Here is a 24,945-nt window from a genome sequence, read left to right on the forward strand (position 1 = left end):
ACTGAAGAGACTTTGTACTTCATAAAATTAGATGCATCATCTGTAAGCTAGGGCTCGAACCTAATAATTGCGTAAGCTAATATCCTCACCGAAAAAATGAGACACTATGGTGCGGTCAGAAAATTGTTGAACTATGTGCAGTAAAACAAGAAGTTTCTTTCGAGTCAACAGGTAAAACTTGGAATTTTTTACTTTATTGAATTAAAATTTTAATATTTTAAATCATAATTTTAAGCTATCAAGAAACGTTAAAACGGGAATAAGCTGTTCGATTGTAGCCCCATCGACTCCACAAAGGCAGAAAATAATATAATTTTCTGCCTTTTTTTATGTTAAATACCTAGTGAAATAAGGCACTCCCAAGTGTTCAATTTCACAGTTTCGTAATTTAAATAAAACTAACGATCCCTTTGTTTTCGGTACTTTACATTTTTCACTTTATTAAATTTGCTCAAAGTTGTCGAACTCTTTTAAAAAAAAGTTAAAAAATATAAAAAAAAACTTAATTTCATAAATAATAACGTAAAAAGGTGTTCGACTGCTAAAAAAGACTATTTTAATCTCGTAAACTATATAAAATTAGATGTAAAGAAAAAAACTTTAATTTTATGGTGTAATTGTAGCAAATTGCTTTCTGTAGAAGTAAAAACTCGGCATTGAAAAAAAAAAAACAGTAAAGATCTAACTTGTAACACATTAAACACCTTTATACATCTATTGGCACTCCTTTATTTGAGGTGTTTGCAAAGTTCTACCAGAATGGGTCTCAAAACATTGGTTGGGGATGATATTGCAGATTGGCATCTGGATGCTGCAGTTGAAAAGTGAAGACAATTTAAAACAATTTCTTAATATTTTATCTTATTTTTATGCTGTTTACTAATTAGATTTTTTTACTAATTTTTATTGTTATACAGCTGCTGATACTATATGGATAAACCTACTATATCTGATGCCGACTTATCAAGTGCGGGAGATGATTTTCACATACTTTGGACTATTAAAAAATCACTGGAATTATTAAACTTTGATAATTCAGGCCTAAAGGCCGTTACAATTGAAGGCTTCGAAAAAAACCTTTCACAGAAAATTGATCCTACAGGCGAGAAGTTTTTAGGAATTGATTTAACGGAATACTATGGAGGTGAGAATTTTCTGAGTTCTGACTCTATTGTCATATCACAATTAAAATACAGCACTAGACGCTCTAGCGAAAATTTCACCTTTTCAAAACTGTACGAAGGCAAAAAATCAAGCTCGTTTCACGGTTCTGTCATTCACAGACTTGCCGAAGTGTACAAAACATTTTTGTGTGAATTTGGGCGGGAAAAAGCTTTAGAGAAAATAACAATAAAACTGGTCACCAATAGGAATGTTAATGCTTCGCAATTATCGCAAATAATACAGATTCAAGATTTCCTAAAAAGAAACAAAAGGCCTTTAAGCATTACTTCCGTTTTAAATGAGTTCCCAAAATTTGTGAAAGAACCGTTCGTTAAATTACGTAAAGCCTCCGGACTTACTGTTTATGAATTCTGCGACTTTCTAAGGCTACTGAATTTTGAGGATTCAGGTACAGCATCAAGACAGACACTGAATTTTGAATTAGTAAAATCAATTGCCAAAACAAGTATCAGGTCTAAAAACCAGTTCAATTCACTTTTTAAAATGATATGGGACAAAATGATGCCCGAAAACCGTGATGAAAGAACCTTAACCTTAATTGATACCCTCGCATGCTTCGGATTCAGCAGTATTGAAAACCTGTTTCCTGTATCTCAAAATTTTGAACATAATCCAAGTGTGATCTTAAGGGAGCAGCTGCAGGAGATTATTACTGTAATTCACAAAAATACTTCCTATAAGCCAATCTGCATTCATGGCGGAGCCGGCATTGGAAAATCTACCATAACGCAGCAGATAAAAAATGAGCTTCCTGCTCATTCACAATGCATTTTATTTGACTGTTATGGAGCAGGCAAATACCAGAATCCAGAAGACAAGCGTCATTTACATCGAAATGCGATTATTCAGCTCTCTAACGAAATGGCAAAAAAAATCGGATCAGAGTTTCTACTTCTTCAGAATGAATCTGATGACGTTTATTTAAAAGAATTTATCAAAAGAATCAAAGATGCGGTAGCGGTGCTGAGAAATAGAGAACCTCTATCTTGTCTTGTTCTTGTTATAGATGCTGCCGATAACAGTATTACTGCCGCTGATCAATGTGGAGAAAAAAGTTTTGTCCAAGATCTCCTTAATATGGAAATTCCGTCAGGATGCCACATTATTGCTACTTCAAGGACTTATAGAAAAGAAACTCTGAACCTGCCCTCGAAGTATATCGACATTGAATTAAAACCATTCAGTATCGTTGAATCAGCGCTTTTCTTAAAAAATAATTTTGCTAAAATTACAGCTGATGAAGTTTTAGAATTTCACAATTATACTAAGGGAATCCCACGTGTGCAGTTTTACTCACTACATCTTAAAAGACAGGGAATAAATGAGGTAATAAACTACCTTAAACCAAATGGAAAAGCAGTAGAAGATTTAATTCTGGATAAAATTGAACAAGCTCTGCTTAGAGTAGGAAAAGACAAAAGAAAACTCATTGAGCATTTTTTCAAACTACTAATTTCACTGCCAAGACCTGTGCCGATTAGCTACTTATCAGAGATAATGAAAGTCGATTCCAAATTTCTTGAAGACCTGTCCTCTGACATCTGGAACGGGCTGATTTTGGACGGGGAACTTTTTAGCTTCAGGGATGAAGATTTTGAAAATTATATTAGGGAAAGCTATCAGATTTCTTTTGAACATCTTCAAGAGACGGCACTTCTTTTTTTTAACAAATCAGACCAAGATGAGTATGCCTCAGTAAATTTAGGAGGGCTTTTATTTAACGCTGGATTCAAACAAGAACTGGTAGACATTGTATTAAACAGAAAAGCACTGGTCTTTCCTAAAGATCCTATTAGAAATAAGCAAGTTTATATTAATAGAACCAAACTAGCTTTAAAAGTAAGCAGAGATATTGGCGATGAATTAACATTCTTCAAACTTCTATTTATTGCCGCCGAAGAATCAAAAACTGATAAGGCGTTAAATCAATTATTGATTAAATATCCGGACTTAGTAGCAAGTTACGGAGATGACCTTTCTCTATCCCGTCTAAAATTAAAATCTGATGAAAAGCCATGGGCTGGGGCATTTCACTTAAAACTTGCTGGGATATGCTCACGAAAACCTGAAAGCAGAGAAACAGCAATAAAGCATCTGAAAACAGCAAAGGAATGGTTAAACTGGAGAAATAAGTTAAAAGATGATCAGCGGAGAGATTATCCAATCACCAGTCTTGATATTGCATACGAAACAGAAACAGTATTACGATTATCTGGAGTTAAAAAAGCAATAGACAACCTCAATAGATGGATACCTCGGGAAATACGTTTATCCGCAGGAAATTATCTGGCCGAAAATATTTTGGCTTTTTCTGATAATAACGATATTGAAAACTGGGGTAAGTACACACATTTCCGAATAGATGTAAAAATCTTTCTAATCTGCAGACAATTTCAATACAATCTGCCTGTTAGCACAGATTTAACTGTTGTTGCCCGGCATCTCTGTGCTGTAATGGCAAGAAAAAAAATTAAGTTTAAACACAAACTAATAAGACTCGTTGTCCAGTTCTGCGATATATTAGCCTATCATAAAGTGGATCAAAAAATAACCTTAGAGATTCTTGATTTTATCAAAGTTAAGCCTGTAGAAAAAATTCCTTTTTTCTACAGTGACTACTCCGATAAGCATGAAGAAATTTTAATGGACATCTGCTTAGCAAAAGAAACTCTTCTACTGTCTTTAAAAAGTCAACAAAGTACTATTGATCATTTTTTACCCGATAAATTCAAAAATATAGGTAAGATAAAAGATACAAAAGAAAGAAATAGAATAGAGGACGACAAACGTGAATTTTTTTTATTTTTCAATTGCGCCATTCCTATCTACCAATTATATTCAGATTTGCAGACTAGACGAATTTCTGCTACTGAATGCGAGGAAAAATTCGAAGAAATATGTAATACTGTAGCAAAAAATTACGAATTTAAGCATCAATTTGGACATTGGTCTAACGATAGATTTTTATTTCTTGCAGGAAAATTAGTTAACTCTGCACTTTTACTTGATAGCACCCCAGAAAGAATAGATTTTATTTTGAAATCATTTGACGGCCAGACTGGCAGGTTAAGAATAAGATTTGAAATACTGCGCACAATAATTTCACACCGGGATCTGCTTAAAACTTCTTATAAAATTTTGGATGAATGTGACCAGATGATAAAAAATTCTGAATTATCTGCAAAAGAAGCTACTGATGATTATATCAAATGTCTGCTTTTCAGCAGAAAAATTGACAATTCATTTTCAAAATATTTTTTTGATGAAGCTGTTAAAGCAACTTCAGAAATAGACTATGAAGCTTTTATACAGATCCAGAGTATATCTTATCTGTCTGAATTGGGAATACCTGCATCAAATCCAAAGCTGGCATTTGAATATGCCAGATTTATAGAATACTGTGATGTAAAACTTAACGCTTACGACAAAGATCACCTGCCCTACACTGCAGGGCTTTTGGGAATTGGAAATCTCGACATGCCTTCTTTATTTGCTGTTATATGCAGGTGGCATCATAGAAATATCGCCGAAATTGACCAGCAGATAATTTATCTTATTGATAAAGCACTTGACAAAGAATATTTCAATCAAATTAATGCTGCATCACTGCTTCCTTTAATGACAAATTATCGCTACGATGAATTAGAGGAGGTTTATAAGTGTTTGATTGAAGAATTTGATAAAGCCTTTGATTCTGAACAAAAAAACAGGTTTATAAAATTGTTATTTAGCGATTTAAGACTAATAAAAGATAAGCATTTTATCAGAAAAATTTATGAACAGGTAAAATCCGGAAAATTTCTGCATAACTCCATATTAACAGATATTAAAAATTATATCGACTTTTTAGATAGTATTGATAAAAAGATCTCAGATAGCTCAGAGCCGGGTACATTTAAAAAAGAAACTTTTCGCCATGATATTGATATTCTACAGTTGGATTATACATCAGCTAAGCAAATTGAAAAAGCAATCGACTGCATTATTATCAAAAATCAGGAAAGCTATAATCACAGATGGAGCATACAGAATCTTCTGACTGACATTATAGAGCACTGCCAACCTGCACAATACATCCAGTTTCTAAATGCTTTAATTGATATCAGTGACAAATTACTGGATTTTGATTCTCTTGAAAATACCTTGAAGGAAGCTTTTAAGCAATGGTCTTACTATCCTGCCCTTAAAATTTGGAAAAAGGAAAAATTTAAAATTGTTCTACAGAGCAGATTGAAGCATTTTAACTTCGTTGAACATCTCAGTATATGGTCAATTCGCCAGTTTGGAGTCATGTTCTCTGTTGAAGATGCTGAATTAACAGATATCATGGTAGAAATCTTACCTACGAAAATAGATCTTCTTTCTGATGAATCCATATATAGCTCGCTGGAACTAATCAAGACTAAACTTTCACCAACTGACAATGAAAATCTTTTAACATGGATTTTACAGCGATGGAATTCAAAAATTAAACCTGATTTTGCAGACGGCTGCTGGAGAGAGGAATTAGCAGCGCCTGTAGATTCATCTGAGAATATAGCATATTTGCTGCGTTTTATATTAGGTCATCCAGACAAAGTACTGCGTTGGAGAGCAGTTCACACTTTAAGAAGGCTAGCCGAATTCAAAAACACCACAGTATTAACAGTTTTACTGGAGCTTCAAAACAAAAGGGATGTTCAGCCCTTTCAAAACGAAAAGTATCACTTTTACTGGATGTCCGCCAAATTATATCTGTGGATAGCTATTGAAAGAATATCTATTGACAATACAGAAACGCTGATTAAATTTAAAAATCTCTTTTATGACGAGTTGCTAGACCCTGCACTGCCACATGTTCTTATACGGCATTATATCAAAAATACCTGCTTAAACCTGTACGGCTTTGATAGCTCAACATATACAGAAGTAGAACTGCAGAACATTAATGCTGTAAATAAAAGCCAATTGACGCCTAATAAAGTAGAAAAATCAGATCTCCGGAATAAAAAAAATGCTCCGGATCCTGAAAAAAAATGGAATTTCCGTTTTAATTGGATCGAAACACTGCCATACTGGTTTAAATCGGTTGGTAAACCTTTTGGTCTGACCCAGTATGATGTTGCAGATATAGCAGACAGGTTCATTACAGAAAAATGGGGATACTCTGGTAATCCCGATGATGATGATTATCTGCGAGGGCAGCTCTATGATAGAGAATACAGTAAAACCTATAACCGTAAGGGAAATAACCCCGAAATTGAAAAACTGTCCGTTTATCTAGAGTACCATGCAATGTATTGCGTAGCAGGATATCTCATAGAGAACAAGCCCTTAGTACAATCAGAATATTACTGGGAAAAGTGGAATTACTGGCTCAGTTCAGAGGCAAATGCATTTGAAAAATTCTGGCTTTCTGACCTGCGTGACCCCATTCCTATGGAAGATTCTTACTGGAAAAATGAATTCAACACATTTGATAAGCAATGGTGTAATTCAATTCATGAAGAATACTTTGATAAAACAGTTGGTCTTTTGGATAACAAAAATAATTTTTTAAAGGTTTTTGGAGGAATTTCTAAACATATAGGCACCAATGAAGAAACAATAACAATCAGATCTTGTTTAGTTTCAAATAAGGGAGCAGATGCTTTACTAAGGGCTCTGCAAACTTCAAAAGACAGTTATGACTATACCCTGCCCTTCCAGGAAGAGGAAGAGGAAGAGGAAGAAGTAGATGATGAACAATTGGAGGAAGACAGTATTAATGAAAATGGTTTTGTTTTACAGGGATGGCTCAGGGAAATAACATCTCCATACGAAGGGCTTGATTCTCATGACCCCTTTTTTTGCAATACTTTAAAAGGTTACATAAGCTTTGGTAAATCAATTAATTCACAGTTTGACCTTATATACGATGATTTATTCAAAACAGGACATCATAAAAACAGATTAATCAGTATGTACAAGAACTGGAATGACATCTCAGATGTAGACAGTCATTACAGAAAATATAATGATGCGGTCGAAAGCTCAGGAACAATTTTAGAGGCGGACGGCGAATTCATACTTAAAATCTTAAAAACAGTAAAGAAGTCTTTAATTGTACAGTGCGTTGTAGAAAGACAGCTTGAAGAACGAGAATATACATACAGATTAGACGACAATAGAGCTCATGTAAAATTATATTTAATAAAAGAAGATGGAACAGTTAAAACACTCAGAGGAACAGATTATAAAATTGGGTAAAAAATTGATTAAGGAACTCGATTTGGTTTATTCTGTAAACACCATGGCAAGATGGATGTCACATTATCTGGCTGAATTAATTCACAATGCTGAATCTGCAGTTAACATTGAGGAAAAAAAAATACTTCAAAAGGAATGCTGCGATATCATACTCAAGATTTGGAGAGAAAAAGATGTACTCCCAATTCGCAAGCCCCTCGATGACCTTAGTCCGCTTGTAGAAATACTGCAAGTTCTTACCGAGGAAAAAGAAATAAGAATACTTCCAAGATGGGTAGAATATCGCAGTCTTCCAAGAAAAAATCAATGGGCGTCTTTTGTAGATGTGGTCAAAAATAACACTGAAAAAGTCTTTGATCAGGTTATGCAGATGCACATTCATAAAGATCTTCTAGCTAAAGATAAAGAATGGATGCAGAATAATATGGAATTTTTAAGCAGTGATCAGATTAATTTTATAAAATATATTGATTTACTTGCTGGATATGATTTCAAAAAAGGATTAATAAATTTAAATGACTTTCAATTATCTGATGATAATGAGGAAAGAATGACATTTATATTTAACAATCTTGAGCAGCTACTGAATGAACAGAAAAATGAACTGATTAAAATTAAAGAATCCTATTTCTCAAAGTAATCCTCCTTATAAACAGTTTAGACTGGATGTGCAAACAAAAACTGGAGAATGAGAAAAGAGAATATCATTCTGATTTTTACTCCTATTTTTGTTTACACATCCACTGATATCCAATGCATTTATTTTGAATTGTATTCTTAAATTACTGATCCATTCGTTAAATCCTCTGCATTTTTTTTAAAATTACATTAATGGTAACTCCATCAGCAGAATTAGCTCGTACAGAGTTTTTTGATAGCATGGAATTAACTTCATTAAACTTTTAGTCATTTTATTATTTAGATGGAATTTATATTATAATGGAAAAATTGGCCACTTCAACCATACTTTTTCTTTATGGCTTGATCAGCATATTTATAACTCCCTGAATATCAATATTTATTATTAAATTTTAAGAAGAAATCAAAAAAAATAAACCCCATTTAAATTGTCATTCCATTTTGACAAATAGTGGTCAATTGCATTGATTTTTTCTCCTTATTTTTTTTAGTTGCAAATAAAGGAGGATTAAAAAAATTATAATCTAAAAAGACCTTTACTTTTTAATAACGATTCCTTATAAATAAGCGATTCGTCAATTTCACTAGTATAATAATTACCGTTGTGATAATATAAATTGTTATTAAATAAAATTTTTATCAGTTCACGCTTTTGTAATAAAGAAGCATGACCGAAAATCTGCTTCATATCAATTAGTAAATCAAGGTGTTCTTCAAATAATTCAATTACTTTAGTTGTAAATAATTTCAATCTTTTGATTGACGCTCTTTGCTGTTCCATTTTGCTATGATATTCTAAACTCCATTTTTCAAAAGTCTTGGCACTTATTTCACCAGTAATCCATTTTTCTTCAAGAATAGTAAATTTAATCTCAATACCTTTGAGCTGATCTTCTTGTCTTATCATTTTTAGTCTTTTAGAACTTGCTTCCCTATTTATTTTCTTTCGACAACCTCTTATAATATTGTCAATCATTTTTTCAGAAAAAGTTATTAATTCTAATATAGAAAGAAGCTGATCATGAATTTTCACAGCACTTAGATTATTATGTCGTGGAAATTTACATTTATAATAGTAAAAATATTTTCCAGATTTACCTCGTGATGGTGCACCTGTCAAAGGATTACCACAGTGACATCTTAAAATCCCTCTCAGCGGCAACAGTTCGTCTAAAATAACTCTTGTTCCTTTTGGCTCATTAATCTTATTCTGAACTAATCTCCAAGTTTTATTATCGATAATAGCTTCATGAACAGCCGGAAATAATCCTCCAGGCAGATCTCTAAATGATTCTACTTCAAGCAATCCAGCATAAACAGGGTTTTTTAATATTTTTTCTACGGCAACATTTCCTTTCCTGTCAAATCCCATATCATAAACTTCTTTTTTAATAACATACAGAGGAACATTCTTCAAATAGCTTTTGTAAATAAACTTTACAATTTCAGATTCCATTTCATTGATCACTAAATGTCTCTGCTTGCCTATTCCACTTTTTCTATACCCGAATGGAGGAACACTGCCTATAAAACGTCCTTCTTTTGCTTTAGCTGTATATAGTCCTTTACGCACTTTAATACTTCGATTTATGTTATCTTCCTCCGCTAATAAAAACTGTAGCCCTGTTCTAAAAAAGTTTCCAGGAACTTCATAATCAAAGGTGATTCCTTCTGTAACACTTACAACCTGTATCTTATATTTTTTCTGAAGCTCTTTTATTAATGTAAGCGCTTCTCCAGCATTCCTGCTGAATCTGTCCATTTGATCAACAAGCAGATAATCTACTATTTTATGATACTTAGAAACAAATTCCTGTAATCTAATAAAATCAGGCCTTTCAAAAGTTTTGGCACTTTTACCTACATCAATAAAAGTGTCAACTAATTCTACATTATTATTTAAAATCCATTGGTCTGTGCATAATTCTTGCGCTTCTATCGAACTGTTACTTTGTCCAAGACTACTAAATCGTAGATATCTGATTACTTTCTTCATAGCATTGGTTTAAAATTGATTCAACAAGAATTTCAATAACTAATTCTGTTAACTGCTCCTCTTTGTCATTTTCAAATTGTTTGATACAATTTAATATTTTCATATCAATTATATCTTCTTCTGTGTATTCACTTAGCATAATTTAATTTTTGGTGCAAAATTATTTCTAAGATTATTTCTACACAACACCTTGTACTAATGTATATAGCACAAGGTGTTCAACTGTCGAACACCCTGAGTCAATCATTTTATACATTTTAAATAAAAAAAGGGAACCATTTTGGAAAAAACATCCAAAAAGAAAAAAATAATAAGGCTTTAAAAAAAACACAAAACAAACACAAATCCTTTTTAAATATAGGGATTTAGGACTTTTTTACAAGCCTATCTATAAACATTAATATAGGAATTAGCTCTTCGATTGTGATCCCATCAACTCCACAAAGGCAGAAAATTATATTATTTTCTGCCTTTTTTTTTGTTAAAAATCAATAAAATAGAGGCTTAACAAGTGTGCAATTTTACAATTTCGTAATTTAATAAAAACTAACAACCTCTTTGTTTTCGGTACTTTACGGTTTTTATTTTAATAAATTTCCAAGGGAGATTCGAACAGTTTTAAAGAAAAGTTAAAAATATTTTAAAGAACCTAATTTCACTGGTTGGAGCTACCTCTAATTTTGTTATAAAAGTTAAGTCATTTTTTTAAAGATACTTTACCAGTGTATATGTTTAGTGCTAAAATCGTAGTACTTGCTGTTTCAAAAAGCATAATCTTAATTTACATAAAATCAAAATCTAATTCATAATATGATTTACAAATATTATGGTTTGAATCCATTCGAGGTCACAACAGCCAAATGGCGCCAACTTAAGACAAGTGGCGCCATTTTTTATTTAAAGATCTATCAATAAATATTATCTGATTTTTTGTTTTCGTTTACTTTTTTTAAAGACATAAGAATCAGATAATATTTTACAAAAAAAAATATCTTTCAATAAATAAGCAAGAGTAATTTTGAATTTAAAGTGCAATAACTTAACAGGATTCGAACACAAAGAATGGAAAATTAATTAAGGTTCTATAATATCCTAAATTCTTTGCAATTGCTGTTCAATGGTAAATAATTAAATCTCATTTAGAAAATAGTATATCATTTAATCATTACTAAAATCTTCCCCTCGCATATCTGCGATTATTAATTGTTGCTCAACTGAGGTTGAAAATTAATTCATTTCTGTATTCTCCAAAATCATTATGTTTAAAATAAAAAAGATCCATCGAACCATATATTGATCAAACCACTACTAAATTCTTAAAATGAAATAAATTGCTTATTTTTTATGGTTATTGCTGTTGTTGCTGCAAATGATCCATGTAGTCTAATTGTTCCTGAACTCGAGTAGAAACCTCCTGAAGTTGTACGTCATTAATTTCTTCAAATTGTCGGCCGTCTTCGTAACCAATAGAAACGCAAACGGAAAGTGTTTGTCTTGCCAATCCTTTAAAAGTTCCTTTTATTGGACTACAATCGGCAAAATTTCTACCTACAGAAAGCCGAACATGATTGTCCATTGTCCAAATATTATTAGTAGGATCTAAACCTAGCCAGCCTTGTTTTGGCGTATAAATTTCAACCCAGGCATGCGTTGCACCTTCGCCACGAAGACCACTTTCGTTAGGGCAAATATAACCGCTTACATAACGAGATGGAATTCCCGCAGTACGCAAAAGCTGTAACAAAATGTGTGCAAAATCTTGGCAAACACCTTTTTTTAGCGTAAGAATTTCATCTACCGTAGTTTCTATATTGGTAATTCCTTTGGTGTAAGTAAAATTCTCAAACACATAAGTATTACATTTCTGCGCTATTTCTATTATTGATTTATGCGCAATATTGATTTTGTTTAAAATCTCAATAATTTCATTTTGTTTCTCAATTTCATCGATATAACAAAGACGTAATAGTAAAATACTCCTTTGTTTCTCTTCCTGAATATCCTCCACTGAAGTGGCATCTATATCTGGAATTTTAAGAGAATGATTCACACGAACCAACATTCGGGATTCTATCGTCATTTCGTTATGAGCATCCAAAACATTGAAATTTCCAACACGATTTCCGTAATAATCTACAGAAATATCAACATCAGGATTGTGTGTGATTAAAAGCTGATACTGAAGTACTTCTTGATTTTCAAAATGATGCGGAAATAATCTGATTTCGTTGATGCTTTCTTTTATAGGATAATTGTATTGATATTTTGTAAGGTGAACTATTTTGAAAACCGCCATATTTTTAGGTGTAAGAAAAGAATAATTTTGAAAAATCTGTCGAAAACTGAATGAGCTGATTTTTTGTATTTTGCAGCACTTCCTCTAATTCCTGATTGGTTAAATGCTGATAATCTGTAAAAGCAACATAACTTTTCAAACGCCCAAACTGGTTCATTAAAGTTCGGGCTTCACTTAGATCATTGTCTTTAAATAAACAATCCAAATAAGTATTAATAAAGTCGAGCGTGTAAATTACAGAGTGTGCAAAATCTTTATTGAAAATTACCTGATGTACTACTTTGCGGTTGTGCGAAATATTGCTGTAACTTTTCAAATACAATTCATAACCAGAAAGTGACAATAATAAACGACGCCAATAAAGCAGATCTTCTTCTCCTTCCAAATTATAATTGATGGGGGCAAAATAAGCCTGAGTCATTGAAATGGTTTGTAAACATCTCTCGATATGTTTGCCAATACTCGAAAAACACCAACCCAATCCTCTTGGCATCGTAACTTGAAGAATCCCATTGTAGAGCAATAAATCCTTGTTTAGTTTGGTAATAATTTTAAGTGCATCTGTAGTTTCCAGTTTTTTAGTTAAATCCGGTGAGTTCATATAATGATACATCGAGTTAATATGTTCCCATAATTCTTTGGTGATTTTATCTTGAGAACCGCGAGCATTTTCACGAGCCTTAACCACTAAATTTTTAACTGAATTATCATTTTGATTGTCACAAATAATATATTTTAAGACATAAGTGGTGTCGTATTGTATAGAATAAATTTTATCCTGAGATAAATTAGTGTAATATTCTAAAAGCGGTTTGTAACCCTGGGAATCATTAATTTCTTTATCAAAAGATAAAATATAAGAAGTATTTAAAGTAAGCAGCATTCCGTCTGTACGTTCCATATATCGGTTGAGCCAGAACATTCCGTCTGCAACTCTACTAAGCATATTTACTCCCATTTTTTGAATATTTTTTAAGGTTAAAAAATGATCTATTTTATAATCCAGGTGTCTTTACTGCCGCCGCCTTGTGATGAATTTACGACTAAAGAACCTTCGGTCAGGGCGACTCTCGTTAATCCGCCGGGAACAATTTGTACACCTTTTGGTCCGCATAAAGCGTAGGGACGTAAATCGACATGTCGCAATTGAAGTTTTCCATCAATCAAACACGGAACTGTGCTTAATTGTATAATGGGCTGTGCAATAAAGTTTCTAGGAGTTTTGGTAATTGCAATTTTGGCAGCATCCAATTCCTGTTGCGTTGCTTTATTGCCCATAATCATTCCGTAGCCACCACTTTGATTGGTTTCTTTAATAACCATATTTTCCATGTTGGCAAAAACATGCTCCCGTTCGTCTAGATTTTCCATTCGATAAGTCGGAACATTTTTTAAAATCGGTTCCTCATTCAAATAGTATTTTATCATATCGGGCACGTATGCATAAATCGCTTTATCATCGGCAACGCCATTTCCTACGGCATTTACAAGTGCGACATTTCCTTGTCTGTAAGCGCTGATTAATCCCGGAACGCCAAGTGCACTGTCTGGTTTAAAAACCAATGGATCAAGATATTCATCGTCTAAACGACGGTAAATTACATCAACTTGTTGCAAACCTGAAGTGGTTTTCATGTAAACGCGGCTATTATTGACTACTAAATCCCGACCTTCAACTAAAGGGATTCCCATTTGGCGCGCCAAGTAAGTATGCTCATAATAAGCTGAATTGTAAACACCCGGAGTTAGTAAAACTACATTTGGATTTGAAATACTTCGAGGAGAAAGTGAAACCAGAATACTATGAAAAATCATAGGATAATTACTTACCATACTGACATTGTTTGAGGACAGCATATCTGGAAAAATACGTTTGGTAATTTCTCTATTTTCCAACATATAGCTCACTCCGCTGGGACATCTCAAATTATCTTCGAGTACATAAAACTCTCCTTTTGCACCACGAATTAAATCGATTCCGGCAATATGAACATGAATATTATGTGGCACTTTTATACCCTGAACTTCTTGTATGTAATGCGGACATGAAGCAATTAAACCAGCAGGAATAATTCCTTCTTTTATAATATTCTGCTCGTTGTAAATATCTTCAAGAAATAAATTCAAAGCAATTAAACGCTGCTTTATTCCAGACTCTACTTCCAGCCAGTCTTTTTGAGTGATAATTCTTGGAATAATATCGAAGGGAAAAATACGCTCAATTCCGTTGTCATCATCACTGTAAACAGTAAAAGTTATACCTTGATTCATAAACAAATCAGAAGCCTGCTGTTGTTTGCTGGTTAAATTTTTATGACTTAAACCTTGAAGCGTTTTAAAAACCTGACTATAAGAATCTCTCACACCATCTTTTGAAAACATTTCATCCCAGCCGTTATCATTTAAAGTGGGTGCCAATTTCGCCATATAAAAATTATTAAATAAATTACATTTTGATATATCTGTTAAAAAATATTCTTTTTTTTAACTAAAATAAAGAATTAAAACACAACAAACCTCCTGATTAATAAAAATTAAATCATTTATACAAAATTCATTATTTAGTGTTTCAATTTTGAAAATAGTATTTTTTATAACTATCTTTTTTTTGAATTTTACATTCTGACGTGGTTCAAGGAATTGTTCCATCACATTTGAAAAAAAAAATTAAATTTCAATTTCTAAAATCATCACCAAATTTTGAACTGGATTATCTTCAAATTATATATTAACTTTATATAGAACAAAATTCAACTTTCATATTGCTTTAAAATTCTATTGTTTGAAAATTAATTTAAAAAATTGGTTCATTAATAAATCAGAGATTTTACAGTTTTTAAATATTTAACCCTTACGATACATACAAACCGCTCATAATTAAAAATTCAAAATAATTATCATACAAATCAACTTGAAAATAAGCCAATTTCTTTAAATCTTGCATGAAATGATTTGTAAATTGTTCAGTAAGGGTCACAAAATTAAAAGCCCATTTCTTACGAAATGGGCTTTTTTTTATGCTTTTTACCTCTATTTAACCAAATAACAAGGGAGCAAACAGCTTTTTATATTTATTCATTGCTTATTTTTTATTAAACATTACCAATCTTGCGAAGTTGGACTTATCACAATATCGTTCACATTAACATTATCCGGCTGGTCAAAAGCGAACAATACTGCATTTGCAATATCTTCAGGTTTAATCGCTTGCTTATTCAACTCGGCTGCAATTGCTGCACCTTCTTTGTTGGTTACTTTGTCTGCCCATCCTGTATTGATTACTCCCGGACTTATCAGGCTTATTTTAATTCCTTTATGCACAGATACCTCTTTTCTTAAACTTTCGGTAATCGCCCGAACGAAAAATTTGGTTCCGTGATAGATACCTGCTCCTACACCAATGTTGATTCCTGCCACAGATCCCATATTGAGAATATGACCGGATTTTTGCTCTAATAATTTAGGAAGAACTGCCGCAATAGCATTCAAATAACCTTTGATATTAGTATCAATCATCGCATTCCATTCCTCAATAGCAACGTCTTTCCATTGAGAAAACAGCATTAATCCGGCATTATTAACCAAATTATCTATTCTCCCGAACTTCTTAATTGCAAAATCTGCCATAGCTTTCATTTGATCAATGTCTGTTACGTCTGCAACAAATATTTCGGCTTTACCGCCTTCAGCTACAATCTGTTTTTTTACTTTTTCTATTTTATCATCAGCTCTGGAGACCAAAACAATGTTGGATCCGGCTTTAGCTAACTTTAATGCTGTTGCTGCACCAATGCCGGAAGATGCTCCGGTAATAATGGTTACAGACTCGTTTAATTTTTTCATATTTCTAATTTTTTTAAACAACTATAAATGTTGCTAACTACTTGGATCGATAAATAATCGGTTGTTCCTGCAATTTGTCAAATGATACGAAAAACGCCTTTGAATACGGTTGTTGATTATGAAGACTTAATCCGTCCAGACTTTCCCATTTTTCATTTAGAATAAAAATGTTTTCATCATCAATGCTTTGGTGAACATCATATTCGATGCAGGTCTCTTCTTTGATAGATAATTCAGGGAGACTGTATAAAAGTTTTTTGATTTCTTGCTGATGCTCAGGTTTTGCTTTTACAACAACAGTTAAATAAATACTCATAAAATTTGTTTTTTAGTATTAAAATGCAAGTTCATAAGGTTTGGGAACAGGAATTTCTGAACGAAGCTGTTTTGCCGCTTCTAAAGAAAAATAAGGATTTCGCAAAAGTTCACGACCTATAAAAATAAGATCGGCATCTTCATTCGTCAGGATCGTTTCTGCCTGATGTGCATTGGTAATCATACCTACCGTTCCCACCAATAATTGATCTTTCAACTCCCGCTTAATGGCGCTTGCAAATGGCAATTGATAACCGAAACCTACTGTGATTTTAGCATTTGGAACTGTGCCGCCCGAAGAAACATCAACAATATCAATTCCTTTTTCAGACAATTTTTTGCTTAGCCAAACTGAATCTTCAATGTTCCACCCTTCTTCCATCCAGTCTGTAGCCGAAATACGCACGGCAATTGGAAGATCTGAAGGCCATACCTGTTTTACTTTGTCGATAATTTCGAATAGAAATCTTGCTCTGTTTTCTATACTGCCGCCATAATGATCTGTTCTTTTGTTAGGAATAGGCGATAGAAATTCATTAATGAGATAACCGTGGGCACTGTGAATTTCAATCATTTCAAAACCCGCCATTAAAGCCCTCACTGCAGCATCTAGAAAAGCTTGTTGAAGTTCTTCGATATCTTGTAAGGTCATCTCGCGGGGCGTTTGCATTGTTGATGAAAACGGTATGGCAGAAGGCGCAATAACTTGCCATCCACCATCTTCATCCGGCATCAAAGGGCGACTTTCACGTCCTGAAGCCCAAGTACTTCCTTTTCTACCGGCATGAGCCAATTGAATAGCAGGAACACTTCCGGTACTTTTTATAAAGGATGTAATCCTGGTAAGCATTTCGATATGCTCGTTTTTCCAGATTCCTAAATCTCCTACTCCAATACGTCCGTCAGCTCGTACCGCTGTTGCTTCGAGCATTACTGCACCTGCACCTCCAATCGCTCTTGAGCCATAATGAACCAGGTGCCAGTCGCTTGCAAATCCATCCTGAGCCATATACATACACATTGGCGAAGTGATAATTCTATTTCTAAACGTAACTGATTTAACAGTCAATGGACTGAATAATTTTGACATTTTTATTTTTTTTTAAACGCAAAGCTCCACTGGAAGCAGTATTTTGCTCCCAGTAAAAACTTTACGAAATGATTTTTGATTATTTAGTGTACAGATGAAAAAGCTTTGCCACTACTTTCCATTCACCATTAATTTTGATTAACGAATGGTAATCTGTGAAATCTTCATCTGCTGCATCGTGTTCCATTTCAATGCGAACAACTGCTGTGGTAGGTGTTTTGTGTAAAACCGTAAGATTGGTTTTGATGTTGGGTGCTGCGCCAAATTTCTCTACGTAGGTGTACAGATTGTCTATACTTCCTTCTGAAAGGTCATCGCCTAAATGACCGTACATTATCGCATCGTTATGAAAAGTCTTTTTTAATGCTGCAACGTTTCCTGTTTTTAATCCGTTCACATAACCTTCCATTGCCGCCAGGACATCTTCATAATCCTGAACGGTATTGATATTTTGATTTGCTGACATAATTCTTATTTTATAATTTGATAAATTTTACTGATTATTTTCCAATCGTTTCCGTCTTTTACAAGGCTAAACATATCGGCATATTTGTTTGGTCCAAATTGTGATTCGATTCTCACTATTGCAACATCACCTCCTACATCCAGAGTAGTCAATGTGTAATTCGCTTCTGTTGGCTCAGCGGCAGAAAATCCATCAAATAACACTTGAATCGGAACACTTTTTAATGCTCCGTTTTCAGACCACGACATTGTTGCGGTTGACGCAAATGCTGGTTTTGCAATATTGCCATCGCCTTTTCTTCCTGCTTCTACATATAAATCTATTGCTTTCAGGATACTTTCTTTTTGTACTTGATTGTTTTGCATAACTTCTGTTTTATTGTTTTGATTGTTTTTATCCTGGCAGGAAGCTAATAATCCGCCAATGGTTAAGGCTGAGATAATAGCTAAAGTTGGGACTGAGGAAAAGATCTTTTTCGAAATTTTTCTAATATCCTGCCTAAAATCTGCGGAATTTCGAACTGCGGTTTTTCTTTCGGGAATATTTTTCATAAATCGTCTTGTTTTAGTTGAAAATTGCTAATTTTTGAGCTTAATTTTCTGTGCTATTTGACAGAATAGTTAAGCTCTATTTCTAAAACAAAGGTACAAGGACTAAAGCGTGACGTTTTTTCTAATTAGCTCAAAGATTTTGTCTAATTAGTCCTTTTTTAAGGATTTAAAATTATTCGTTGTGGAAGTTTCCCTATTAATAAATTTGTTATCAAACCTTTTTAATGAGCAATTGAGAATACACAGAAATACTAATATTCAAATAATTGAATGCCTAAATTTTTATTTGATTTGATGTAAAGCTTCAACAATTGGAGTATTGCCATCCTGCATTAAAATGACTTTACCTATAGTAGAATTATTTTCTGATACTGATACAAGAGTATCTACAACATTAGCAATAGAATTAGATCCGGCGTTAGTCACATTGGTCTCTATTTTTCCTGTACCTTCTTCTTCTATTAGCGCTCCGGGTTGCAATATAGTATAATCAAGTTGGGTTTGAGTCGTAAGGTAAAGGTCAGCATAATGCTTGGCAATATTATAATCTTTTAAGGTACTCAGGAAAGATTCATTCCAACGCTCCGGTTGCAAGGCGAAAATAGAACTTAGCATAATATAACGTTTAACTCCTGCTTTCTCTGAGGCTTGCATCGATTTTATCGCCCCGTGTAAGTCTATCTGTAAAAGGTTTTTCCCTCGTGAACCTGAGACAAAATAAACGACGTCTACACCAGTCATACTTTCGGCAATCGTATCAACATCGCTTAACAAATCAATATAAACTTGCTCAACATTATCCAGATTATTTTCTGGCTTTCGGTTTCTTGAACCCGATAAAACTTGATGTTGAGAAGCTAATTTAGTAACTAAAAGAGATCCAACCCTTCCATTTCCTCCAATAACGAATACTTTCATAAGCTTAATTTTAAAATTACTAACGAGAGATACTCGGTGCCTGTCCGTGAAATTCTTTATATATTCTTGAAAAGTGAGAAACATTTTCGAACCCTAAAGAATAACAGATATCTGAAACCGACAAAGCTGTAGTTTCCAGCATATCTTTTGCTTTTTCTAATCTCTTTTCTCTAATCCAGGTTGCAGGTGCAACATTGTATATATTTTGAAAATCTCTCTTAAAACTTGACAAACTTCTGCCGGAAAGATACGCCAGTTCAGAAACTGAAACTGGTGAAGCATAATGCTGTTCTACCACGTTACGGATATCAGTTTTTACAGGTTCGTGCAACTGAAGAATTTGTAAAAACATATTTCGGTTACATTCTGCAACATCATAAAGTAATTCCATTATTTTCAGGCGAAGCTGTCCGGGATGAACCACAGAATGATCAAAAAAATAAGGCTTCATGGAATGTGCAAATGCAACTAAACATTCATTCATTGGGTAAACTCCTGTTTTAATTTCTCCCTCAGGTTTTGAAACTTTAATTTCTGAGGTTGATAAAAACGACTTTAAAAGATCATCTTTAATACTAAACATTAAACTATCGTAAATATTATCATTTTCAGCATTTCCGAATTTATGATACTTTACGGCAGTTGCTTTTTTCAGCAAAATCATATCATTCTTGAAAAGCTTATATTCTTGTTTTCCATAAGTCAGAACAACTGATCCTTCTAATACAATTAGAAGTAAATGCTGTTCGAGGTACATTGTTCCTTTAACTTCTGTACTGTGTATGCACTGCTCAATTACTGAGCAGCCATCTAGCATCAGAGAATTTTGGGGAGCATCACCGCCAATCAAAGAAGTTGGAACTTTAATCATTTTCTTCATAATAGAATTATTAAATCTATAAAGCAGTTTTAATTTATTTTGGAATTAATACAAATAGTAAAAACTTCTATTACAAAAATACAAGCATTAAGAACAATATATTTTTCTTTTTAGTCCAAATTTTTTGCTCTTTTAGTCCTTAAACAATTTATGCTTAAAATAGTAGGCAAACATCAACTAGATTTACCTTCACAAAAAGATATCAATCCCCAACAGGACATCTAAACCAAATTTACAAAACCAATAGAAGACAGACTCTACATGTAGTACGCCAATTTCTTCAAATCATTCAAAAAAGATGTTGTAATTTGTCCCGTTGAGGTCACTACAGCCAAAAGGCGCCAATTGAAGACAATTGGCGCCTTTTTTTCATATCCTTATTAATAAATGAGTTTAACTTATTTTTTTGCTGTATTTTTCTTTTTTAAAAACATACCAAAATAAAAAAAAGACTATAATAAATAAGTGTATACATGAAAAATTAGGTAAATTTAAAATTAGCGTTCTATTAGACACTAAACCACAATAAAAAAAGAGCATCTTTTTTGATATCACGCTTAACTTCAAAAAAAACAATTTCAATTAATCGAATACGATGATCCTTTTGTAAAAAGATTAAATTTTAATTACAGCCATTAAATTTTCAATTTTAGAATTAGGAACTTCCGGATTTGCTCCAGGCGCTTCAGCAACAAGAGCACCAACTGCACAGGCAAAATCAATTGAATTCTGAGGTTCTTTTCCTGTTAGCAATGAAGTGATCAAAGCCGCCAAGAAAGAATCTCCGGCACCTACCGTATCAGCAACTTCAATTGGGTACCCACCATTTTCATAAATTTTTCCTTCCCACAACAACAAAGCTCCGTGTTTACCTTTCGTTACACACATTGCAGTTGCTTTTGTTTTTTCTTCAATGAAAGCCATATTTTCTTCCAGACTTTCATAAGGAGAATTCATTGCTTTTGCAATTTCAAGCAATTCTTCATCATTAAATTTAATAAAATCAGCCGATTGCATAAGCTGGTTCAGGATTTCATACGTATAATGTGGTTTTCTTAAATTCACATCAAAAACTTTATAAACATCATTTTGAAGCAGCTCTTCCAAAGCTTTTCTCGAAACGTTATCGCGACAAACCAAACTTCCGTAAATCAATACATCAGCCGATTTTACCGTTGCTTTTGCTAAATCATTCAATTCAATTTTATCCCAGGCAGACGGATAACTGATTTCATAAGTTGCCGATCCACGTTCATTTAAGGTAACGTTGACCAAACCAGTCGGGAAATCTTCTGAAATTACGATTGTATCCGTTTCAAGTCCCAGTTGTTTCACTTGATTTTTTATTGCTTTCCCATCTTCATCATTTCCTACACAGCTTATCATGGCCACTTCGCAACCCAGCGTTTTCATGCGCAAGGCAACATTCAATGGTGCACCGCCAATCTTTTTTTCATTGGCAAAAACATCCCAAAGTACCTCTCCGTATGCCACCGCCTTAAGGTTTTTTCCGTTATTCATTCTAAAATATTTTATTATTAATTTTTATTCAGGTTGCGTTATCTGAAGATTTGAGATTGTGCTCGTTTGTCCTTCAGCAATTAAACTCCATTTGTTTTTGTCTCTTCCGTAAATGCGGTTGGTGAGCGCCGTTTTTCCGTTAATATAAACTACGACAACACTTCCTTCAGCAATTATTTCAACATCATATTTTACATTTGTCTGAAATGCAAATGGCAAACGCGTTACTTCCTGTGAAGCCGAATTAAAACCGCTTATTTTTCCATTAGCAATATCCAAAACCACTTTATAATAACTTCCTGTATCATTGGTATGAAAAACAAATCCGGTTGTTCCGCTAGCTTTCGCTAAAGTGACTTCGGCTTTTATTTTAACTTTCTTTCCAATGCTTTTAAAAGTAACCATTGCTTTTTCTGTTTCTCCGGATAAAGAATAGGTTCCGTTATTGGCTGTTGCGTTGGCTGAAATTGCATCTACTTCTGCAGTAGCATTCTTTTTCGAAAATAAATCCTTAACCGATTTCGGTGATTGCGTTCCTAAAGTTCCATCTGAATTCTGAATCAATTCATGAATAACCATATTTCCTGCCCAATCTTTATTTCCTAAATCATTCTCAGGTGTTTTTCTGGCATTCCATCCAAAAACATATCTTTTGTTTCCATCAGAAGCTGTTTTTCCTGCATAAAAATATTCTCCGTCAATTCTGTCATTTTCCGGTTTTGTCCATGGACCATTTATTGATGAAGAAATTCTGTAATGCGTTCCTTTATTGCCACTCCAATTCTCCGAAAAAATTAAATACCAATTGCTTCCCATTTTGAAAATATCCGCACATTCCATCATCAGATAATTATCTTCAGGCGTTGTGATATAAATCGGAGCTTCAACATTCCATTTTCCTGATGCAGGATCAGCGCTTGTAAAATGCAACAAAACGGCTTTTCTTCCAGGTTCTGTCTGTGCGCTGACTAACATTGAATATTTTTTCAGTTCATCATTATAAAACACATGCGGATCTCTGAAATCATAGTTGTAATATCCCGCCGGAGCTGTAATTTTAAAAGACGGAACCTTTGTCCATTTTTTCAAGTCACTACTTGTTGCACACAACACACTTTCTCTCGCATTCGACTGAACAAAAACCGGATTTTCATTGTGCCCAGTATAATAAAAGTAATAAAGATTACCCACTTTGACAACTGATCCAGTGCCAATAGCAAAATCAGGTTCAAGCGTTGTACCATACGGAATAGTTTGACCTTCATAAGTAAAATGTGCCAAATCTGTACTTTGATATTCATGAATATCATGAAATCCTTTTCCGGCAGGTTTATTCTGCGCATCATGCAGAAAGTAAATATGGAATTTTCCGTTATCGAAAAAAGGCATAATATCTCCGGTATAACCTGCACTATAATAGGGATCAGTCGTGCCCATCCATTGTGCCGGCGGAACAGGAAAAATACTTGTTATTTCAGAATTGCCTCCTGAGATCGAACCTCCAATATAATTTTCATCCTGACTACACGAAACCAGCGAAAAGAAAACAGATGCTATTGTGATTATATTTCTATATTTCATTTTAATTAAATTCAAGGTTATTTACTTTGCCGCTAGATAATTGATACTGTTTTGTGTCAGCAGTTTAATGTTTGTAATAAACTCGTTTGCCTGACTTGGCACTCCGCTGCTATTGGTTTCATTGTACCAATCGTAAGCTACCATAGAAATAACAATTACATTTTTATTTGTGCTTGTATTTGGAAATTCTGCAATTGTAACTCTTCCGTTAAGTTCATTATCCCAGGCTTCACTTGCCAGATTGGTTCCTCCTGTTTGGTTTCTCCAGCCTTCTCCATTATTGTATCCGCCCCATTCCGGTAAAAACCACCACGCTGTATGATTTAATCTGAAAGTTCCGCTTTGCAGTAAATTGGCTTTTCCGGCTTCAAAAATGGTTAAACCTTGGAAAATTGGGTGGCCTTCATGACCAACGAATGACATTCCCCATGAATTTCCGTCCACAAATCCATTTGGAAGAAAATCTCCAAAAACATTATTTGGTCCTTTCCCTGACGGAACAATTCCTAAAGCATCAACATATTGCGAAGCAAATGAAGTCAACAACAGATTTCCTCCATTTGTTCTAAAATTTTTCAATGCATTTGTAACCGCAGGATTATAAGCCACAGAAGGTAAATTTGCAGCCGAATCAAAATGCCACCAAATGACGTCGATATCACTTAAATCGGCACCGTTTTGTATACTTTCGAAAGAAATATATTTAGCACCTGGAAAATTATCAAACAACCAGTTTGAAGCTGTAACTTCATCCATATTTGTAATTCCGGATCTTGTAGCGGCAGTTCCTAAAAATGCAACTGTCAATCCTGCAACCGGAACTCCAACATTTGCCGTATAGTTAACGCTTTTTCCATTTGATGTTATTACAAAAGTGACTGCGTTTGTAAAATCAACGGTTGCTCCTGAAGCTGGTGAAATGGTAACACCTGTCGTAACTTCAATTACGGGTTTAAGCGCTGTCAAATCAGTATTTTCAGGAAGCGTCATATTGATGGTTTTGCTAATGTCGTTTACAGTCGCTGCAACACCATTAATTGTAAAACTCTTAATTGGACTTAAAACGGTTGTAGTTACTATATAATCTTTGTATAAATTACCATTAACCACTCTGAATTTTACCGGATTTGTAAAATTCATTGCCGAATTTAATTCCGGATTTGATGTTGTGCCATCGACAAAAACAACTTCTGGTTTTATAGCTGTTATGTCAGATCCGTAAGGCATTACAACAGTAATTTTTCCTGTTGTCTGATCAATGTTTCCTGAAACTCCATTTAATTTGAATGACAGTACATTTGAAGGCGAACTCACATCAAATCCGCCAGTTTCAAAACTGTTTTCGCAGGCAGTAATCATAAAAATCATTGCCAATACTATAAACACTTTGGTCCAATATTTATTTAAAGCTTTTTTCATATTGCTGATTCTTTAAA

The 24,945-nt window shown here is 33.7% G+C and carries 17 protein-coding genes; 2 read left to right on the forward strand and 15 right to left on the reverse strand.

Annotated elements, in window-relative coordinates:
* Positions 1-930 precede the first annotated feature (930 nt).
* Together IW18_RS03030 and IW18_RS03035 are read left to right on the forward strand one after the other, a co-directional pair.
* Complete coding sequence (locus tag IW18_RS03030; RefSeq protein WP_041516098.1) at positions 931-7,413, forward strand: ATP-binding protein; 6,483 nt, start codon at positions 931-933, stop codon at positions 7,411-7,413.
* Positions 7,367-8,053, forward strand: a complete 687-nt coding sequence (locus tag IW18_RS03035) for a hypothetical protein (RefSeq protein ID WP_041516099.1) — start codon at positions 7,367-7,369, stop codon at positions 8,051-8,053. Before IW18_RS03030 ends, IW18_RS03035 begins: the two co-directional genes overlap by 47 nt.
* A gap of 516 nt (positions 8,054-8,569) precedes the next feature.
* Here IW18_RS03035 and IW18_RS03040 read toward each other — a convergent pair.
* The 15 genes from IW18_RS03040 to IW18_RS03105 all read right to left on the reverse strand — a co-directional run bounded on the left by IW18_RS03040 (position 8,570) and on the right by IW18_RS03105 (position 24,928).
* Positions 8,570-10,048 carry a recombinase family protein gene (locus IW18_RS03040; protein WP_041516100.1) on the reverse strand — a complete coding sequence of 493 codons (1,479 nt, stop codon included), beginning with the start codon at positions 10,046-10,048 and terminating at the stop codon, positions 8,570-8,572.
* Positions 10,017-10,187, reverse strand: a complete 171-nt coding sequence (locus IW18_RS23165) for a hypothetical protein (protein ID WP_160113199.1) — start codon at positions 10,185-10,187, stop codon at positions 10,017-10,019. Before IW18_RS23165 ends, IW18_RS03040 begins: the two co-directional genes overlap by 32 nt.
* Positions 10,188-11,396: 1,209 nt before the next feature.
* Positions 11,397-12,344 (reverse strand): transglutaminase family protein, encoded by a 948-nt coding sequence (locus IW18_RS03045; protein WP_041516101.1) that lies wholly within the window; start codon positions 12,342-12,344, stop codon positions 11,397-11,399.
* A 4-nt stretch (positions 12,345-12,348) separates the two neighbouring features.
* Complete coding sequence (locus IW18_RS03050) at positions 12,349-13,302, reverse strand: alpha-E domain-containing protein (protein WP_041516102.1); 954 nt, start codon at positions 13,300-13,302, stop codon at positions 12,349-12,351.
* Positions 13,303-13,334: 32 nt separating this feature from the next.
* The gene (locus IW18_RS03055) at positions 13,335-14,771 is read right to left on the reverse strand and encodes a circularly permuted type 2 ATP-grasp protein (RefSeq protein ID WP_041516103.1); all 1,437 of its coding nucleotides are present in this window, start codon (positions 14,769-14,771) and stop codon (positions 13,335-13,337) included.
* Positions 14,772-15,443: 672 nt separating this feature from the next.
* Positions 15,444-16,187: an SDR family oxidoreductase gene (locus tag IW18_RS03060; protein WP_041516104.1), complete on the reverse strand. Its 744-nt coding sequence runs from the start codon at positions 16,185-16,187 to the stop codon at positions 15,444-15,446.
* A 37-nt stretch (positions 16,188-16,224) separates the two neighbouring features.
* Positions 16,225-16,503: a putative quinol monooxygenase gene (locus tag IW18_RS03065; RefSeq protein WP_041516105.1), complete on the reverse strand. Its 279-nt coding sequence runs from the start codon at positions 16,501-16,503 to the stop codon at positions 16,225-16,227.
* 18 nt (positions 16,504-16,521) lie between these two features.
* Positions 16,522-17,592, reverse strand: coding sequence for an NADPH dehydrogenase NamA (gene namA, locus IW18_RS03070; RefSeq protein ID WP_041516106.1), 1,071 nt, complete (start codon positions 17,590-17,592; stop codon positions 16,522-16,524).
* 79 nt (positions 17,593-17,671) lie between these two features.
* Positions 17,672-18,058 carry a nuclear transport factor 2 family protein gene (locus IW18_RS03075; RefSeq protein WP_041516107.1) on the reverse strand — a complete coding sequence of 129 codons (387 nt, stop codon included), beginning with the start codon at positions 18,056-18,058 and terminating at the stop codon, positions 17,672-17,674.
* Between the two features lie 5 nt (positions 18,059-18,063).
* Complete coding sequence (locus tag IW18_RS03080) at positions 18,064-18,609, reverse strand: nuclear transport factor 2 family protein (RefSeq protein ID WP_041516108.1); 546 nt, start codon at positions 18,607-18,609, stop codon at positions 18,064-18,066.
* Positions 18,610-18,891: 282 nt separating this feature from the next.
* On the reverse strand, positions 18,892-19,527 hold the full coding sequence (locus IW18_RS03085; RefSeq protein WP_041516109.1) for an NAD(P)H-binding protein: 636 nt from the start codon (positions 19,525-19,527) through the stop codon (positions 18,892-18,894).
* 19 nt (positions 19,528-19,546) lie between these two features.
* Positions 19,547-20,407, reverse strand: a complete 861-nt coding sequence (locus IW18_RS03090; RefSeq protein ID WP_052480062.1) for an AraC family transcriptional regulator — start codon at positions 20,405-20,407, stop codon at positions 19,547-19,549.
* Positions 20,408-21,022: 615 nt separating this feature from the next.
* Positions 21,023-21,928 carry a carbohydrate kinase family protein gene (locus tag IW18_RS03095; protein ID WP_041516110.1) on the reverse strand — a complete coding sequence of 302 codons (906 nt, stop codon included), beginning with the start codon at positions 21,926-21,928 and terminating at the stop codon, positions 21,023-21,025.
* A 24-nt stretch (positions 21,929-21,952) separates the two neighbouring features.
* Positions 21,953-23,509 (reverse strand): glycoside hydrolase family 32 protein, encoded by a 1,557-nt coding sequence (locus IW18_RS03100; RefSeq protein ID WP_041516111.1) that lies wholly within the window; start codon positions 23,507-23,509, stop codon positions 21,953-21,955.
* Between the two features lie 21 nt (positions 23,510-23,530).
* The gene (locus tag IW18_RS03105) at positions 23,531-24,928 is read right to left on the reverse strand and encodes a DUF4960 domain-containing protein (RefSeq protein ID WP_041516112.1); all 1,398 of its coding nucleotides are present in this window, start codon (positions 24,926-24,928) and stop codon (positions 23,531-23,533) included.
* Between the last annotated feature and the right edge of the window lie 17 nt (positions 24,929-24,945).

This window comes from Flavobacterium hibernum, from assembly GCF_000832125.1.
Lineage (GTDB): Bacteria > Bacteroidota > Bacteroidia > Flavobacteriales > Flavobacteriaceae > Flavobacterium > Flavobacterium hibernum.

Coding starts and splice junctions, on each gene's coding strand:
- IW18_RS03035 (WP_041516099.1), top strand. CDS start 7,367: ATGGAACAGTTAAAACACTCAGAGGAACAGATTATAAAATTGGGTAAA.
- IW18_RS03040 (WP_041516100.1), bottom strand. CDS start 10,048: ATGAAGAAAGTAATCAGATATCTACGATTTAGTAGTCTTGGACAAAGT.
- IW18_RS03080 (WP_041516108.1), bottom strand. CDS start 18,609: ATGAAAAATATTCCCGAAAGAAAAACCGCAGTTCGAAATTCCGCAGAT.
- IW18_RS03055 (WP_041516103.1), bottom strand. CDS start 14,771: ATGGCGAAATTGGCACCCACTTTAAATGATAACGGCTGGGATGAAATG.
- IW18_RS03105 (WP_041516112.1), bottom strand. CDS start 24,928: ATGAAAAAAGCTTTAAATAAATATTGGACCAAAGTGTTTATAGTATTG.
- IW18_RS23165 (WP_160113199.1), bottom strand. CDS start 10,187: ATGCTAAGTGAATACACAGAAGAAGATATAATTGATATGAAAATATTA.
- IW18_RS03065 (WP_041516105.1), bottom strand. CDS start 16,503: ATGAGTATTTATTTAACTGTTGTTGTAAAAGCAAAACCTGAGCATCAG.
- IW18_RS03030 (WP_041516098.1), top strand. CDS start 931: ATGGATAAACCTACTATATCTGATGCCGACTTATCAAGTGCGGGAGAT.
- IW18_RS03085 (WP_041516109.1), bottom strand. CDS start 19,527: ATGAAAGTATTCGTTATTGGAGGAAATGGAAGGGTTGGATCTCTTTTA.
- IW18_RS03060 (WP_041516104.1), bottom strand. CDS start 16,187: ATGAAAAAATTAAACGAGTCTGTAACCATTATTACCGGAGCATCTTCC.
- IW18_RS03075 (WP_041516107.1), bottom strand. CDS start 18,058: ATGTCAGCAAATCAAAATATCAATACCGTTCAGGATTATGAAGATGTC.
- IW18_RS03100 (WP_041516111.1), bottom strand. CDS start 23,509: ATGAAATATAGAAATATAATCACAATAGCATCTGTTTTCTTTTCGCTG.
- IW18_RS03090 (WP_052480062.1), bottom strand. CDS start 20,407: ATGAAGAAAATGATTAAAGTTCCAACTTCTTTGATTGGCGGTGATGCT.
- namA (WP_041516106.1), bottom strand. CDS start 17,592: ATGTCAAAATTATTCAGTCCATTGACTGTTAAATCAGTTACGTTTAGA.
- IW18_RS03045 (WP_041516101.1), bottom strand. CDS start 12,344: ATGGCGGTTTTCAAAATAGTTCACCTTACAAAATATCAATACAATTAT.
- IW18_RS03050 (WP_041516102.1), bottom strand. CDS start 13,302: ATGGGAGTAAATATGCTTAGTAGAGTTGCAGACGGAATGTTCTGGCTC.
- IW18_RS03095 (WP_041516110.1), bottom strand. CDS start 21,928: ATGAATAACGGAAAAAACCTTAAGGCGGTGGCATACGGAGAGGTACTT.